General features: G+C 65.0%; 15 protein-coding genes. 3 read left to right on the forward strand and 12 right to left on the reverse strand.

From position 1 onward, the window contains the following. Positions 1–9: 9 nt before the first annotated feature. Entirely contained in the window at positions 10–954 is a 945-nt protein-coding gene (locus GWG67_RS09145) for a hydroxymethylglutaryl-CoA lyase (protein ID WP_275168910.1), read from the reverse strand. Then, entirely contained in the window at positions 951–2,144 is a 1,194-nt protein-coding gene (locus GWG67_RS09150) for a CaiB/BaiF CoA-transferase family protein (RefSeq protein WP_275168911.1), read from the reverse strand. Before GWG67_RS09150 ends, GWG67_RS09145 begins: the two co-directional genes overlap by 4 nt. A gap of 194 nt (positions 2,145–2,338) precedes the next feature. Here GWG67_RS09150 and GWG67_RS09155 point away from each other — a divergent pair, with 194 nt between their 5' ends. Continuing rightward, entirely contained in the window at positions 2,339–3,079 is a 741-nt protein-coding gene (locus GWG67_RS09155; RefSeq protein WP_275168913.1) for a sulfate transporter family protein, read from the forward strand. A gap of 6 nt (positions 3,080–3,085) precedes the next feature. On the opposite strand, the gene GWG67_RS09160 is transcribed toward GWG67_RS09155, so the two are convergent. From GWG67_RS09160 to nth, 3 genes are read right to left on the reverse strand one after another with little or no spacing between them, the layout of a single operon-like run. Beyond that, positions 3,086–4,714 (reverse strand): MFS transporter, encoded by a 1,629-nt coding sequence (locus GWG67_RS09160; protein WP_275168915.1) that lies wholly within the window; start codon positions 4,712–4,714, stop codon positions 3,086–3,088. After that, a complete protein-coding gene (locus GWG67_RS09165) occupies positions 4,701–5,837 on the reverse strand; it encodes an HlyD family secretion protein (protein ID WP_275168917.1) in 1,137 nt (378 codons plus the stop codon). Before GWG67_RS09165 ends, GWG67_RS09160 begins: the two co-directional genes overlap by 14 nt. Positions 5,838–5,871: 34 nt before the next feature. Next, on the reverse strand, positions 5,872–6,624 hold the full coding sequence (gene nth / locus GWG67_RS09170; RefSeq protein ID WP_275168919.1) for an endonuclease III: 753 nt from the start codon (positions 6,622–6,624) through the stop codon (positions 5,872–5,874). 22 nt (positions 6,625–6,646) lie between these two features. Here nth and GWG67_RS09175 point away from each other — a divergent pair, with 22 nt between their 5' ends. Together GWG67_RS09175 and GWG67_RS09180 are read left to right on the forward strand one after the other, a co-directional pair. Further along, entirely contained in the window at positions 6,647–7,180 is a 534-nt protein-coding gene (locus tag GWG67_RS09175) for a DUF2244 domain-containing protein (RefSeq protein WP_275168921.1), read from the forward strand. Between the two features lie 56 nt (positions 7,181–7,236). Continuing rightward, positions 7,237–8,133, forward strand: coding sequence for a bifunctional helix-turn-helix domain-containing protein/methylated-DNA--[protein]-cysteine S-methyltransferase (locus GWG67_RS09180; protein ID WP_275168923.1), 897 nt, complete (start codon positions 7,237–7,239; stop codon positions 8,131–8,133). A gap of 184 nt (positions 8,134–8,317) precedes the next feature. Here GWG67_RS09180 and GWG67_RS09185 read toward each other — a convergent pair whose 3' ends face one another. The 7 genes from GWG67_RS09185 to dnaJ all read right to left on the reverse strand — a co-directional run bounded on the left by GWG67_RS09185 (position 8,318) and on the right by dnaJ (position 13,694). Beyond that, positions 8,318–8,941: a 2,3-bisphosphoglycerate-dependent phosphoglycerate mutase gene (locus tag GWG67_RS09185; protein ID WP_007598504.1), complete on the reverse strand. Its 624-nt coding sequence runs from the start codon at positions 8,939–8,941 to the stop codon at positions 8,318–8,320. A gap of 80 nt (positions 8,942–9,021) precedes the next feature. Continuing rightward, a complete protein-coding gene (gene dapB / locus GWG67_RS09190) occupies positions 9,022–9,837 on the reverse strand; it encodes a 4-hydroxy-tetrahydrodipicolinate reductase (RefSeq protein ID WP_275168924.1) in 816 nt (271 codons plus the stop codon). A 293-nt stretch (positions 9,838–10,130) separates the two neighbouring features. Beyond that, positions 10,131–10,442: a DUF1330 domain-containing protein gene (locus GWG67_RS09195; RefSeq protein WP_275168925.1), complete on the reverse strand. Its 312-nt coding sequence runs from the start codon at positions 10,440–10,442 to the stop codon at positions 10,131–10,133. Between the two features lie 74 nt (positions 10,443–10,516). Next, positions 10,517–11,230, reverse strand: coding sequence for an orotidine-5'-phosphate decarboxylase (gene pyrF / locus GWG67_RS09200; RefSeq protein ID WP_275168927.1), 714 nt, complete (start codon positions 11,228–11,230; stop codon positions 10,517–10,519). Positions 11,231–11,236: 6 nt separating this feature from the next. Next, positions 11,237–11,815 carry an NADPH-dependent FMN reductase gene (locus tag GWG67_RS09205; protein WP_275168928.1) on the reverse strand — a complete coding sequence of 193 codons (579 nt, stop codon included), beginning with the start codon at positions 11,813–11,815 and terminating at the stop codon, positions 11,237–11,239. Positions 11,816–11,872: 57 nt separating this feature from the next. Then, positions 11,873–12,472 (reverse strand): class I SAM-dependent methyltransferase, encoded by a 600-nt coding sequence (locus GWG67_RS09210; RefSeq protein ID WP_007598495.1) that lies wholly within the window; start codon positions 12,470–12,472, stop codon positions 11,873–11,875. Between the two features lie 88 nt (positions 12,473–12,560). Next, positions 12,561–13,694 carry a molecular chaperone DnaJ gene (gene dnaJ / locus GWG67_RS09215; protein WP_275168930.1) on the reverse strand — a complete coding sequence of 378 codons (1,134 nt, stop codon included), beginning with the start codon at positions 13,692–13,694 and terminating at the stop codon, positions 12,561–12,563. Positions 13,695–13,776: the final 82 nt, after the last annotated feature.

The raw sequence follows: 13,776 nt of genomic DNA on the forward strand, positions 1-13,776 counted from the left end.
GAAAGAGCCTCAGGCTGCCTTCGCATTCCCACGCGGCAAGCCCGCCCGCGCGACGCCGCCGTAGAGCACTTCGCTCGGCATCTCCTCGCGCAGGATCCTGCGCACTGCTATCAACTTCTCCAAATCGATACCCGTCGCAAAGCCCTTGCTCTCGCACAGGAACACGACATCCTCGAACACGACATTGCCGGTCGCACCGGGAGCGAAGGGGCAGCCACCGAGGCCGCCGAGCGAGCCGTCGAGGATACGCGCGCCTTCGTCGAGCGCCGCGGCCGCGTTCGCGATACCCATGCCGCGGGTGTCGTGGAGATGAATGCAGATCGGCTTTGACCCTGCGAGCTTCACCGCGGCACGCGTCAGCTCCGCCACCTGCTTCGGCCCGGCATAGCCGACGGTATCGGCGATGCCGACGAAATCGACACCGGCCTCGAGGCACTTGTCGACCAGCCGCAGCACTTCCGCGGGATCAACCGCCCCCGTGATCGAGCAGCCCAGCGCCATCGAGATCGCCGCGTTGACGAGCGGCTTGTGGCTGGTGGCATCGCGCAGCTCGCACAAGCGTTTCAGATTGGCGATCGCGGACTCGCGCGAGCGGTGCGCATTGGCCTGGCTGTGCTCTTCCGTCGCCGAGACCACCGAGGCGATCTCGCCGACGCCGGATTCCAGCGCCTCGTTGACGCCGCGCTCGTTGAGCGCAAGCGCGGTGCCATGCGCGCCGGGCAATGAAGCTACGGTTGCGACGACGTCCCGGACATCAACGAACTGCGGAAACGTCTTTGCCGGCAGGAACGAGCCGACCTCGAAATGCCGCACGCCGGCGGCATATTCCTCGCGCACCCAGCGTTGCTTGGCGTCGGTCGACGGAATTTGCTTCACAAGCTGGAGCCCGTCGCGCAAGCCCACCTCGCGCAGGCTGACGCGCTCCGCGGGGTAAATCTCCTGGATCCGGCTCATGCGCGCCTCCCTGTTGTTTTTGACGTGACGTCTTCATTTTCGTTGTCGATCTCGGCGCGAACGACCGCGGTGTCGGCGCCGAGCGGCGCGACCTTCAGGCCTTCGCCGATATGGCTGCCGTTCCATTCGATCGGCGGCGCCGGCACCCGGAACGGCTTGCCGTCGGCGGTGACATTGTTGACGAGGCCGCCCGGCCGCAGCACATGCGGATCGGTGAAGAGATCCTCGGGCCGGTTGATCGGCGAGAAGCAGATGTTGAGCGCATCGAGCCTCTGCGACAGTCTTGCCACGTCCCATTGCCTGATGATCCCGGCCGCGCGCGGAATGATCCGCCCGCGCGCCAGGATGCGATCGGTCGTGGTGCGCAAGGCGGGATCATCGAGGAATTCAGTCAGGCCGAACTCGCGGCAAAAGCTCTGCCAATGGCCTTCGGTGACGACGCCGATGAAGATACGCTCGCCGCCGGCGGTCTCGAAGATGTCGTAGATCGGCCAAGCATGCTCGCGCTCCGGCATCGAGCGCGGCTTGTTGCCGGTCATCTCGTATTCGACCATGTGCTGGGCGACCAGGAACAGGCAGTTCTCGAACAGGCCGATGCGGATGTCGGCGCCGTCGCGTTGTCCCCCGCGCTTCTGATAGAGCGCCGCGAGGATCGCGATCACGCCGAACATGCCGCCCATGATGTCGTTGGCGGACGAGCCGACGCGCTGGGGCTTTTCGCTGGTGCCGGTCATGGCGGCAAGGCCCGCCATCATCTGCACGACCTCGTCGAGCGCGGGGCGGTGCTCGTAGGGACCGGAGAGGAAACCCTTGTGGCCGGCGATGATCAGACCCGGATGCCGGCGGCGCAATTCGTCCGCGCCAAGCCCCTGCTTCTCGAGCTGGCCGTCGCGAAAATTCTCCAGGAACACGTCGGCCGTCGCCAGCAGCCGGTGCATGGTGTCGCGATCCTCGGGCTTCTCGAAATCCAGCACCACGCTGCGCTTGCCGCGGTTGAACAGCGGAAAGAAGGCGGTGCCCATGCCGCCCAGGCTCCGGGTCTTGTCGCCCGCGGGCGGCTCGACCTTGATCACGTCGGCTCCGAGCTGCGCCAGGATCATGCCGCAGGCCGGGCCCATGACCATGTGGGTCATCTCGACGACGCGCACGCCTGCAAGCGGCAATCCGGCCGCCGGTTCTTCCATCGCCATATGAGCCTGTTCCTTTGCCCGGCTGGTTCCGCTTGTTGTCAAGCGGGTTGATGAAGCAACAGTCTTGCCGAATTCATCGTGGCTTCGTTGATGCGAGCGGTCAATCCGCCACTGCGCTAGTGCCGCCGATCTCTCTTGCCGAACGGGCCTGCTGTGTCTACCTCTCGCGGGTGGTTTTCCCGAGAGGTGCTCCCATGCTGGATGCCGCCGTCAAGGCGCTGTCGCAAATGATCTCGCCGCCAATGCGCTCGATCCTGTGGCGGTCGATCGGCGTCGCACTGGTGCTGATCATCGTGCTGGCGGTCGGCTTGCAGCGGCTCCTGAGCTGGTTTGCGACCTATGGCGAGGCGTGGCTGGAGGGCCTGCTCGGTCCGGGCTGGCACTCATCGCTCGAGGTGTTGTCCTGGATCATTTCGATCGCCGCGGGCCTCGGCGTCGTGTTCGGGGCTGTGTTCCTGATGCCCGCGATCACCTCCCTGGTGGCGAGCCTGTTCGTCGACGACGTCGCCGACATCGTCGAGCGCGAGCACTATCCGGCGGAGCGGCCGGGCGTCGCGCTGCCGTTCAGCCAGGCGATCTACGAGGGCGTCAAGACCGCGCTGCTGACGATCCTGGTCTATCTGGTCGCGCTGCCGCTGGTGCTTTTTGCCGGCGCCGGTTTCCTGGTCTTCTTCCTCGCCACGGCCTGGCTGCTCGGCCGCGAATATTTCGAGCTCGCGGCGATGCGGTTTCGCTCGCCGGAGGAAGCCAAGGCGATGCGGCGCGACAATGCCGCGACCATCTTCACCGCGGGCCTGTTCATCGCAGCCTTCGTCTCGATCCCGATCGTCAATCTGGCGACGCCGATCTTCGCCATGGCCTTCATGGTTCACATGCACAAGCGGCTATCGGGCCCGCGGCCCGAGCTGATCGAGCCGGCGCGGCAAATGCGGTGAGGGTGTCTACGTCACCTTCACCCCGCACTTCCGCAACAGCATCCTGGCGAAGCCGAACGGCGCCGGCGTGAACGGGCCGGGCGGCGCACGGGTAACCAGCGCGACGACGCCGAGCGCGGCCATTGCGACCCAAAAGCACAGCCAGAAGCCGTCGATATAGGCGAGCACATTGGCCTCGCGCTGGACGAAGCCGGCGAGCGTGCCGACCGCGCGTGCCTGTGCCGAGCCGGCACCATGGGCCGCAAAATGGTCGGCGAGCTGTTTCAGCATGCGGACCACATCGACGTCGCCGACGCCGAGATTCTGTCCGAGATAGAAGGAATGGATCTGCTCGCGGACGCGCAGCCACGTCCCCATCAACGCCACGCCGATCTCGGCACCACCGAGCCGCATGATCTGGATATAGGCGGCAAACGAGGTGGCACGGCTCGGATCGGAGTTGGACAGCAGCGTGATGATCAGCGGCAGCAAGGTCAGCGACTGCCCGATCGCCTGGAGCAGCACGATGCCGGCGAAATCCTCGCGCGCCCAATCGTGGCTGAGCTGCGTGCCCCAGAGATTGGCGGCGGCGAAGCAGGCAAATCCCATGACCACCACCGTCCGCGTATCGAAATGCCGCAGCAGCCAGATCGACAGCGGCACCAGGACGAACATCGGCAACGCGCCGTAGGTAAGCAGCAGCAAGCCACTCTGCTCCGGCCTGAGCAGGGCGATGGTGGCGAGGAAATTCGGCACCAGCGACGCGTTGGACAGGCTGGTCAGCGTGTAGAGCAGGATCAGGACCAACCCCAGGCCGATATTGCGCGAGAACAGCACGTTGATATGCGCCCATGGCTGTCGCACCAGGGCCTCATTGACGAGGAAGCCCGCGACCAGCACCGCGCCGGCAGTGATCAATGCCATCACCGTCCCCGACCCCAGCCAGTCCAGCCGGTTGCCCTGGTCGAGCCCGGCATAGATCATCGAGACGCCGGCGCCGAGCAGCAGCATGCCGCCCCAATCGGCGTCGCGCAGCAAAGCGCGATTCACCGGCTCGTTCGGCGTGCCCCAATAGACCATCAGGCCCATCAACGGCGCGATCACGACGCTCTGCCAGTACAGCCATTGCCAGCCGAGATGGTCGACATAGAAGCCGACCAGAGAGCTCGAAGTATCAAGCGCGAAGCCGACGCGAATCGAATAGATCGAGATCGCCGGCAGCCACCAGCGGATCGGCAAATTACGGAACACGATCATCAGCGTCGCCGGCACGAAGGTGCCGAGCAAGAGGCCATGCACGACGCTGAGCGCGAGCAATGTCGGATAGTCGTGCACGAACGGGATGATCAGCGAGATCGCGGCATAGACGAGGCTGGGGATGCCGAGCACGCGGCGCAGGCCGAATACGGTGGCAAGCCAGGCCACCGCAGGCGCAATGAAGATCTGCGAGCCGATGCCCGCAGTGGAGAGCCAGGCGCCCTCGTCGAACGAGAGCGAGAACGCGCCGCGCAGGTCCGGCAGGCCTATTGTGGTCAGGCGGCTGTCGAAATTGGCGAGGAACGAGCCGAGCAGCACCGCCGCCACCGCAAACAGCGGCTGCGGGGCGACGCCGCCGCGCGAGAGCGGCCCGCGGCTGGAATCGTCATTTTCCGCCATTGCCGGCCTTGGTGTCGATGCTCGTGACGACCGACATGCCCGGCACCAGCCGCCCCAGCAACGGCTGGTTGTCGTCGAACTGGATGCGCACGGGAATGCGCTGCACGACCTTGGTGAAATTGCCGGTTGCGTTGTCCGGCGGCAGCAGCGCGACCTGCGCGCCGGTCGCGGGCGCAATGCGCTCGACCCGGCCGCGCAGCTTCTCGCGCGGGAAACTGTCGACGGTGATCTCGACCGGCTGGCCCGGTGCGACGTGCGTAAGCTGGGTCTCCTTGTAGTTCGCGATCACATAGACCTTCGGCAACGGCACGATGTTGATGAGGTTGGCGCCAATATTGACGTAGTCGCCGGGCTGGACCTGCCGCTCGCCGACGACGCCGTCGAACGGCGCCGATATCTTGGTGTAGCCGAGCTTGAGCTTCGCACTCGCCAGCGTTGCCTTGGTCGCTTCGAGATCGGCGGCGCGCTGTTTCCGGGTGCCTTGCAGCACCTCAAGCTGGTGCTGCTGGGCCGCGATCACGGCGCGGCTTGCGCGCACATCGGCCTGCGCCTTGGCATAGCCTGCGACCGCCTGCTCGAAGCGCTGCCGCGTACCGGATTCGGTCTGCGTCAGCGATTGCTGGCGCTCCTGCTCCTGCCGCGCCTCGACCTCCATGGCTTCGGCCGAGAGCCGCGCGGCCTGCGCCTGCGCGATCGTCGCATATTGCAGCTCGATCTGATTGGCCAGATTGTCGAGCACGGCTTGCGCGGCGGCGACCGCCGCTTCGGACTGCGCGACTTGCGCCTCATAGTCGGCGGGATCGATCTGGATCAGGAGATCGCCGGCCTTGACGCGCTGGAAGTCGGTGACCCCGACGGTCAGCACTTCGCCGGAGACGCGACTGGCAAGCCGCGTCAGCTCGGCGCGCACATAGGCGTCGTTGGTGGTCTGGACCACCGAATTGCCCACCCATTCGTCGAAGCGCTGGGTTGCCAGCGCGACGAAGCCGAGTGCGACGATCACCGCGAACAGCGGAATCGCGAGTCGGCTCCAGAGCGAACTCGCCGGTGGCTGCGTTGGCTTCGGTGGCGGCGCCGGTGTGGCAGCAGGTGGCGACGACGGGATTTGTTCCTGCTGACTCACGATAGACTCCAAAAACACTTTCCGAACGCCAGTCTCAGACCGTCTTCTCCGGCCACCGGCAGAGATCGTTGATCAGGCATACCTCGCAGCGCGGCTTGCGCGCGATGCAAGTATAGCGGCCATGCAGGATCAGCCAATGATGGGCATGCAGCATGAACTCGGCCGGGATCACCTTTTCGAGACCGAGCTCGACCTCCAGCGGCGTCTTGCCGGGCGCAAGTCCGGTCCGGTTGCCGACGCGGAAGACATGCGTGTCGACCGCCATGGTGTGCTCGCCGAACGCCATGTTGAGCACGACATTGGCGGTCTTGCGCCCGGCGCCGGGCAACGACTCGATCCCGGCGCGCGTGCGCGGCACCTCGCCGCCAAACTCGCTGAGCACCTTTGCCGACAGCGCGATCACGTTTTTCGCCTTGGTGCGGTAGAGGCCGATGGTCTTGATGTACTCGCGCAGGCGTTCCTCGCCGAGGTCCAGCATCTTCTGCGGTGTGTCGGCGATCGCAAACAGCGCGCGCGTCGCCTTGTTGACGCCGGCGTCAGTCGCCTGTGCCGATAGCACCACGGCGACCAGCAGCGTGAACGGATTGACGTGCTCGAGCTCGCCTTTCGGCTCGGGATTGGCCTTGCGGAAACGGCTGAAGGCCTCGTGGACCTCGGGCGGCGTCCAGGGCTTCATGGCTTTGAGCGATTTCTTCGCGGCCGCCTTCGGTTTTGCCGCGACCGGCTTTGCCTTTTTCTTCGGCACGGACGTTTTGCGCGGGGCCGGCTTGCGGGTGATTTTCGCCATGATCGGGATATACTGAGGGACGATGAGCACAGGCAACGAAATTGAGCGGGAACGATCCGGAAGCGAGGCTGAGCCTCAGATCTTTTCCGCGCGCCTGACGCCGCACCGCTCGCTGAACCGCACCGGCTTCCTCGCCGTGATGCTGTTCCTGAGCGCCGTCAGCTTCGTCACCGGCCTCGTCTTCCTGATGATGGGCGCGTGGCCGGTGTTCGGCTTTTTCGGCTTCGATGTGCTGGTGATCTGGTGGGCCTTCAAGGCCAATTTCCGCGCGGCGCGAGCCAGCGAGGAGATCGTGGTCACGCCATCCGAACTGCGCGTGCGGCGCGTCAGCCAGCACGGCCAGGTGGTCGAGTGGACCTTCAATCCGCTCTGGGTCCGGCTCGACATGGAAATCGACGAGGATTTTGGCATCGAGCATCTCTATCTGATCTCGCGAGGTCACCAGATCCAGATCGCCCGCTTTCTGGGACCGGACGAAAAGGCAAGTTTTTACAAGGGTTTGGTTGAGGCATTAAATGCCGCCAGGCGGGGTCCGACCTACAATCCGGTCACCTGATCTGCGGATCGGAAATCGGGTGGTTTGGCACCCCGCCCTCTCCTACATTTGTGCTCATGATGACACTCGCGATACATGACCAGCGCCTGGCCGGGCCGGGCTCCCAGAACGCCGCGTTGCGCGACTATGATTCCGTGCGCCGGGCGATCGCCTTCATCTCCGAAAAATGGCGCACACAGCCGACCATCGAGGCGATGGCGGATGCGGCCGGCGTCACGCCGGACGAGCTGCACCATCTGTTCCGCCGCTGGGCCTCGATCACGCCGAAGGCCTTTATGCAGGCGCTCACGCTCGATCACGCCAAGGGCCTGCTGCGGGACTCCGCAAGCATCCTCGACGCCGCGCTCGACTCCGGTCTGTCAGGTCCGGGCCGGCTGCATGATCTCTTCGTCACGCACGAAGCGATGTCGCCGGGTGAATGGAAGAACGGCGGCGCGGGTCTCATCTTGCGCTACGGCTTCCATCACTCGCCGTTCGGCACCGCAATCGTGATCGCGACCGATCGCGGATTGTCGGGGCTCGCTTTCGCCGATCCCGGTGAGGAACAGGTGGCGCTTGCCGACATGACGCGGCGATGGCGGAACGCAACTTACGTCGAGGATCACGAAGGCACCGCGCCATTGGCGCAGCGCATCTTCGACACAAAACTGTGGCGGCCGGATCAGCCGCTGCGCGTGGTGATGATCGGCACCGATTTCGAGGTCCGGGTGTGGGAGACGCTGCTGAAGATCCCGATGGGTCGCGCGGTGTCCTATTCGGACATCGCCTGCAACATCAACAGCCCGAAAGCCTCACGCGCCGTCGGCGCCGCCGTCGGCAAGAACCCGGTGTCCTTCGTCGTGCCCTGCCACCGCGCACTCGGCAAGAGCGGCACGCTCACCGGCTACCACTGGGGCATCACCCGCAAGCAGGCGATGCTGGGCTGGGAGGCCGGACAGCTGGGGATGCAGTAGAGCATTTGCAATTGCCTCAACGTGGTCGTCCTGGCGAAAGCCAGGACCCATTACCCCAGGGAGATGTTTTGGCGCCGACTGCCAACCACCAGTCATCGCAAAACCAACGACGGTGGTTTTGGGTCCTGGCTTTCGCCAGGACGACGGCTGAGTATTTAGCCGGCTCCGTCGCGCGCGAACGTCTTTAACCAGCCAGGTCCAGCTTCGACGCCACCGTCGAATCCGCATTGAGGCGGTAGATGATCGGCACACCCGTCGCGAGCTCGCGCTTCAAGATGCCTTCGGGCGAGAGTTTTTCCAGCACCATGATCAACGCGCGCAGCGAATTGCCGTGAGCGGCAACCAAGGTGCGCTTGCCGTTGAGCACGCCGGGCAAAATCTCCTGCACGTAATACGGCAGTGCGCGCGCCAGCGTGTCCTTCAGGCTTTCACCGCCGGGTGGGGGCACGTCGTAGGAGCGGCGCCAGATCAGCACCTGGTCCTCGCCCCATTTCTTGCGGGCGTCGTCCTTGTTGAGGCCGGAGAGATCGCCATAGTCGCGCTCGTTCAGCGCGAGGTTCTTCGTCGTCGGCAGGCCCTTCTGGTCGAGCTCGCCGAGAATGAGATCGAGCGTGTGCTGTGCGCGCGTCAATACCGAGGTGTAGGCGACGTCGAATACGAGGCCCTGCGCCTTCAGCTTGCGGCCGGCTTCCGAGGCTTCCTTCACGCCGAGCTCGGTGAGATCAGGGTCCTTCCAGCCCGTGAACAGGTTCTTCAGATTCCATTCGCTCTGGCCGTGCCGCACCAGCACGAGAAGACGTTCGCTCATTGACTGCTTTCCGTTTCGTTCGTTGTCTAAGCATGATCTTGTCGGAAAACCGCTTCACACTTTTCCGGAACATGCTTCGTTCAAATGTCAGACAGGCCGAGCACATCGGCCATGGAGTAGTGCCCCGGCTTCTTGCCATGCGCCCAGAGCGCGGCCTTCAGCGCGCCGTGGGCGAACAGCATGCGATCCTCCGCGTGATGCGACAGCGTCAGGCGCTCGAACGGGCCGAGGAAGCTCACGCTGTGATCGCCGGCCGCGGTGCCGCCGCGCAACGACGCAAAGCCGATGTCGCCGGGCTTGCGCGCGCCGGTGATGCCGTCGCGACCGCGGTCTGCATGCTCGTCGAGCGCGATGCCGCGGCCGCTAGCTGCCGCCTGACCCAGCATCAGTGCCGTGCCCGAGGGCGCGTCGATCTTCATGCGATGATGGGTTTCGACGATCTCGATGTCGAAGCTCTCGTCGAGCGCCTTGGCGACGCGCTTGACCACGGCGGCGAGCAGATTGACACCGAGGCTCATATTGCCGGACTGCACCACCACCGCGCGGTTGGTGACGCTCTTGATCACCGCGTTGTCGGAGCCCGACAGCCCGGTCGTTCCGACCACGTGCACGAGGCCGCGCTCGGCAGCGATCGCGACATTGGCGAGGGTCGCCGCGGGCACGGTGAAGTCCAGAATGCCGTCGGCGTCCTTCGACAACGCCCAGAGATCGCCGGAAAGTTTGATGCCGTTGGCCGGCAGGCCTGCGAGCACGCCGGCATCCTTGCCGAGCAGCTCCGAGCCCGGCGCCTCCAGCGCGCCGGCCAGCACCGCGCCTTTGCTCTCGGCAATCGCCCGCGTCAGCGCCCGGCCCATCCGGCCGCCAGCTCCAGCAACAATCAAGCGCATGTCGGACATGGTGCGATCCTCTCACGGTCGTTGTAGCGGGGGGACGCAGTTCCGGCAACCGAGGGGGATTAGGCTGACGGGCAAGCTCTTACGGCCCCCGGAGGGGGCTATCGCACGCGAGAGTTCAGGTGCGAAGGGCTCCACGGCGTCATGGCTGGGCTTGTCCCGGCCATCCACGCCTCACCACACGGCACGAAGAACGTGGATGCCCGGGACAAGCCCGGGCATGACGACCTGTTGCTCATATGTTTGCCGCCGCTCGGAAGCGGACAGCAAGACAGCGGCTCAGCTTCGATGGGGCCTCAGCCGTCTGACGGCTGCGGGCCGTCATAGCCCTCGATGATGATGAGGTCGGCGATGGAGTGCGGCTGGCGCACCTTGATGTTGGCCTGGTATTCCGGCGAGTTGTAGCAGGCGATCGCGGTCTCGTAGTCCGGGAATTCGATCACGACGTTGCGGGTGCGGCTACTGCCTTCGACAGTGGTGAACTTGCCGGCGCGGACGACGAAGCGGCCACCCCATTTCTTGAAGATCGGACCATTCGCGACGGCATAGGGCTTGTAGCCCTCGTCACTGCTCACGTCGACGCGTCCGATCCAGTAGCCTTTTGCCATTGTTCTTCTCCCTGCGTTGTTGGGTTTCTATTTGAGCATGATCTGATCGGAAAACCGCTGCACACTTTCCCGGATCATGCTCCGAGTGCCTCGGCGATCTCGCCCTGGATCGCCTCGGCGATCGCCTTGGGGTCCGCGGCTTCCACCACGGGCCGCCCGACGACGAGATAGTCCGCGCCGGCCGCGATCGCGCGGCCCGGCGTCATGATGCGCTTCTGGTCGCCGCTCGCAGCGCCCGCCGGCCGGATGCCGGGCGTGACGAGGCTCATCTGGTGGCCGACGATCTTGCGCAAGGCTCCGACTTCCTCGGGCGACGACACCAGCCCGTCGATGCCGAGCACCTGCGCCTGCTGCGCGCGCGCTTCGACGAGCTCGGAGACGCCAAGCCTGAAGCCCGCCGCGTGCAGATCGTCCTCGTTGTAGGAAGTCAGAACAGTGACGGCCAGGATCTTCAGGTTCGAGCTGCCGCGACCTTCGACGGCACCCTTCATGGTCTGCGGATAAGCGTGCACGGTGAGGAAGGTCGCGCCGAGCCTGGTGATGCTGTCGACGCCCTGCGCCACGGTGTTGCCGATGTCGTGCAGCTTGAGATCGAGAAAGACCTTCTTGCCCTTGTCGGCGAGCTTGCCGACCAGCGGCAAGCCGCCGGCATAAGCGAGCCGATAGCCGATCTTGTAGAAGGTGACGCTGTCGCCGAGCCGGTTGACCATCGCTTCCGCGGCATCAACGCCGGGCAGATCGAGCGCGACGATCAGGCGGTCTTTCGGGGCAATCTCGGCTGGCGTCATGTCACCTCACATCATGCGTTGGGAAAAATCGATCAACTGCCGCACCAGTTCCTTCAACGCGGCGATATCGCCCTCGTGCTTCAGCCTGTCCATATCGTCATAGGCCTGGTCGGCAAAGGCGAGCGTCAGCTGGCTGGCAATCACATTGGCGTGGCAGGAGGTCAGGATCAGCCGCAACGCCTGCAGCGCGCGAGCCGCGCCGAGCCGGCTCTGCGAGGCGCCGGCGAGCGCGAAGACGCGGTTGCGGAACACCTCGCCGCGCGGCTCGTGCAGCTCATGCACGCGACTGACCCAGTCGATCGCGTTCTTCAGCAGCGGCGGCACCGAGGCATTGTATTCGGGCGAGACGATCAGCACGCCATGATGCGCGCCGATCATGCGCTTGAGATTGATCGCGTGCTTGGGCACACCGGACTTGGCCTGCAGGTCGCCGTCATAGATCGGCAGCGGAAAATCGGCGAGCGAGATGCGTGTGACGTCGACACCGGCCTGGTCGAATGCATAGGCGGCGACCGCTGCCAGCTTCGCATTGTGCGAGCCGGTGCGCAGAGAGCCGGGAATGATCAGGATCTTCGGTGCGGACATCCGCTTCCATGCGTTCGGCGAAACGAGCCCGCCACGCAAACAGGAATGCCGGCGGAATTAGTCCTTGCGATACACCCAGACGCGGGCCGGCGGAAGGTTCATCCAGATCCGTTCGGAGGCCTCTGTGGACACGCCGGGCAGCGATTTCGGAATCGGCGGCACCACCGCATAGGTGAACTGGACGAAGGGCGCACCGGGCGCCAGGGCCGTGAAGGCGTCGCGGATGAGCCGCAGCCGCGTCAGCATCGGTTTTGTGACCAGCGGCAGGCCCGAGACGACCGCGGAGGCCGGCGCGCTCAGCACGTTCCACAGCGTATCGCGCAGGCGGTAGGCATCGCCCTGCACCACCTTGGCCTGCGGATAGCGGTCGCGCAGCAGGGCGCAGAAGCCTGGATTGTATTCGACGAGGACGAGACGCTTCTGGTCGACGCCGCGCTCGACCAGAGCCGAGGTGATGGCGCCGGTGCCGGGCCCGAGCTCGACCACCGGTGCGTCCGAATTGACGTCGACGTAATGGGCCATGGTCCGGGCCAGCAGCTTGCCCGACGGCATCACCGCGCCCATGTGGAGGGGCTTTTCGATCCATGACCGGAGAAAACGCACCTCGTCATCGAGACGGGGCTTCTTCAACGCACGCGCGGACGATGGCAATGGCATGTCGGGACCGGCCGGGACCGCGTGACCGCGGCGTGTCAGAAAATGGTCATAAAGACGTATAGGCCGAAGGCGGCACGGTCAAGACGCGTCAACTCGCGCGATTACCGAAGAAATCCTTGACCTTGGTGAAGAAACCCTCGGATTCCGGCTGGGTATTGCCGGAGGAGAGCTTGTCGAACTCGGCCAGCAATTCCTGCTGCTTCTTGGTGAGGTTCTGCGGGGTCTCGACCACGACCTGAACGTACATGTCGCCCATCTGGCGCGAGCGCAGCACCGGCATGCCTTTTGATGCGATGCGAAATCGGCGGCTGGACTGGGTCCCTGCGGGGACCTTCACCTTGGTCTTGCCCTTCTCGATGGTCGGCACCTCGAATTCGCCGCCAAGCGCCGCCGTCACCATCGAGATCGGCACACGACAATGCAGATCGGCGCCGTCGCGCTGGAAGAACTGGTGCTGGGCCAGCGACAGGAAGATGTAGAGGTCGCCGGGCGGGCCGCCGCGGACCCCAGCCTCGCCCTCGCCAGCGAGCCTGATCCTGGTGCCGTCCTCGACGCCCGGGGGGATGTTCACCGACAGCGTCCGTTCGCGGGTGACGCGCCCCTGACCTGAGCAGGACGGGCAAGCGTCCTCGATCATTTGGCCGCGCCCCTGGCAGCCCGGGCATGTGCGCTCCAGCGTGAAGAAGCCCTGCGACTGCCTTACGCGTCCGGCGCCGCCGCAGGTCGAGCAGGTCTTCGGCTTGGTGCCGGCCTTGGCCCCGATGCCCGAACAGGCTTCGCACGTGACCGAGACCGGGATCTCGATCTGCGCGGTCTTGCCGCCAAAAGCTTCCTCGAGTGTGATTTCCATGTTGTAGCGCAGGTCGGCGCCGCGCTCGCGGCCGCCACGGCCGCCGCGCTGTCCAGCCATGCCGAACAAATCTTCGAAAATGTCGGAAAAGGAGGAGGCGAAGCCCGCGCCGAAACCAGCGCCGCCACCGCCGCCCTGCTCGAAGGCGGCATGGCCGTAACGGTCATAGGCCGCGCGCTTGTCCCTGTCTTTCAGGACCTCGTAGGCCTCGTTGATTTCCTTGAACTTGACTTCGCTAGTGTCGTCCCCGGGATTGCGGTCGGGGTGAAACTTCATCGCCAGCTTGCGGAACGACGATTTCAGGACGGAATCGTCGGCATCGCGTTCGACTTCGAGGGTTTCGTAGTAGCAGCGCTTGGTGGACGTGGACATGATGAGCTCGGTCTATCCGATCGCGATTCAAGTCGGAGCGAAGCAACGTCGCCATGCAGCGATATAAGCACCCTTCCGCCTC

Source organism: Bradyrhizobium sp. CSS354, from assembly GCF_029051725.1.
GTDB lineage: Bacteria > Pseudomonadota > Alphaproteobacteria > Rhizobiales > Xanthobacteraceae > Bradyrhizobium.

Excerpts from the sequence above, each read along its gene's own strand:
- GWG67_RS09145 (WP_275168910.1), bottom strand. The coding sequence starts at position 954 with ATGAGCCGGATCCAGGAGATTTACCCCGCGGAGCGCGTCAGCCTGCGC.
- GWG67_RS09150 (WP_275168911.1), bottom strand. The coding sequence starts at position 2,144 with ATGGCGATGGAAGAACCGGCGGCCGGATTGCCGCTTGCAGGCGTGCGC.
- GWG67_RS09155 (WP_275168913.1), top strand. The coding sequence starts at position 2,339 with ATGCTGGATGCCGCCGTCAAGGCGCTGTCGCAAATGATCTCGCCGCCA.
- GWG67_RS09160 (WP_275168915.1), bottom strand. The coding sequence starts at position 4,714 with ATGGCGGAAAATGACGATTCCAGCCGCGGGCCGCTCTCGCGCGGCGGC.
- nth (WP_275168919.1), bottom strand. The coding sequence starts at position 6,624 with ATGGCGAAAATCACCCGCAAGCCGGCCCCGCGCAAAACGTCCGTGCCG.
- GWG67_RS09175 (WP_275168921.1), top strand. The coding sequence starts at position 6,647 with ATGAGCACAGGCAACGAAATTGAGCGGGAACGATCCGGAAGCGAGGCT.
- GWG67_RS09180 (WP_275168923.1), top strand. The coding sequence starts at position 7,237 with ATGATGACACTCGCGATACATGACCAGCGCCTGGCCGGGCCGGGCTCC.
- GWG67_RS09185 (WP_007598504.1), bottom strand. The coding sequence starts at position 8,941 with ATGAGCGAACGTCTTCTCGTGCTGGTGCGGCACGGCCAGAGCGAATGG.
- dapB (WP_275168924.1), bottom strand. The coding sequence starts at position 9,837 with ATGTCCGACATGCGCTTGATTGTTGCTGGAGCTGGCGGCCGGATGGGC.
- GWG67_RS09195 (WP_275168925.1), bottom strand. The coding sequence starts at position 10,442 with ATGGCAAAAGGCTACTGGATCGGACGCGTCGACGTGAGCAGTGACGAG.
- pyrF (WP_275168927.1), bottom strand. The coding sequence starts at position 11,230 with ATGACGCCAGCCGAGATTGCCCCGAAAGACCGCCTGATCGTCGCGCTC.
- GWG67_RS09205 (WP_275168928.1), bottom strand. The coding sequence starts at position 11,815 with ATGTCCGCACCGAAGATCCTGATCATTCCCGGCTCTCTGCGCACCGGC.
- GWG67_RS09210 (WP_007598495.1), bottom strand. The coding sequence starts at position 12,472 with ATGCCATTGCCATCGTCCGCGCGTGCGTTGAAGAAGCCCCGTCTCGAT.
- dnaJ (WP_275168930.1), bottom strand. The coding sequence starts at position 13,694 with ATGTCCACGTCCACCAAGCGCTGCTACTACGAAACCCTCGAAGTCGAA.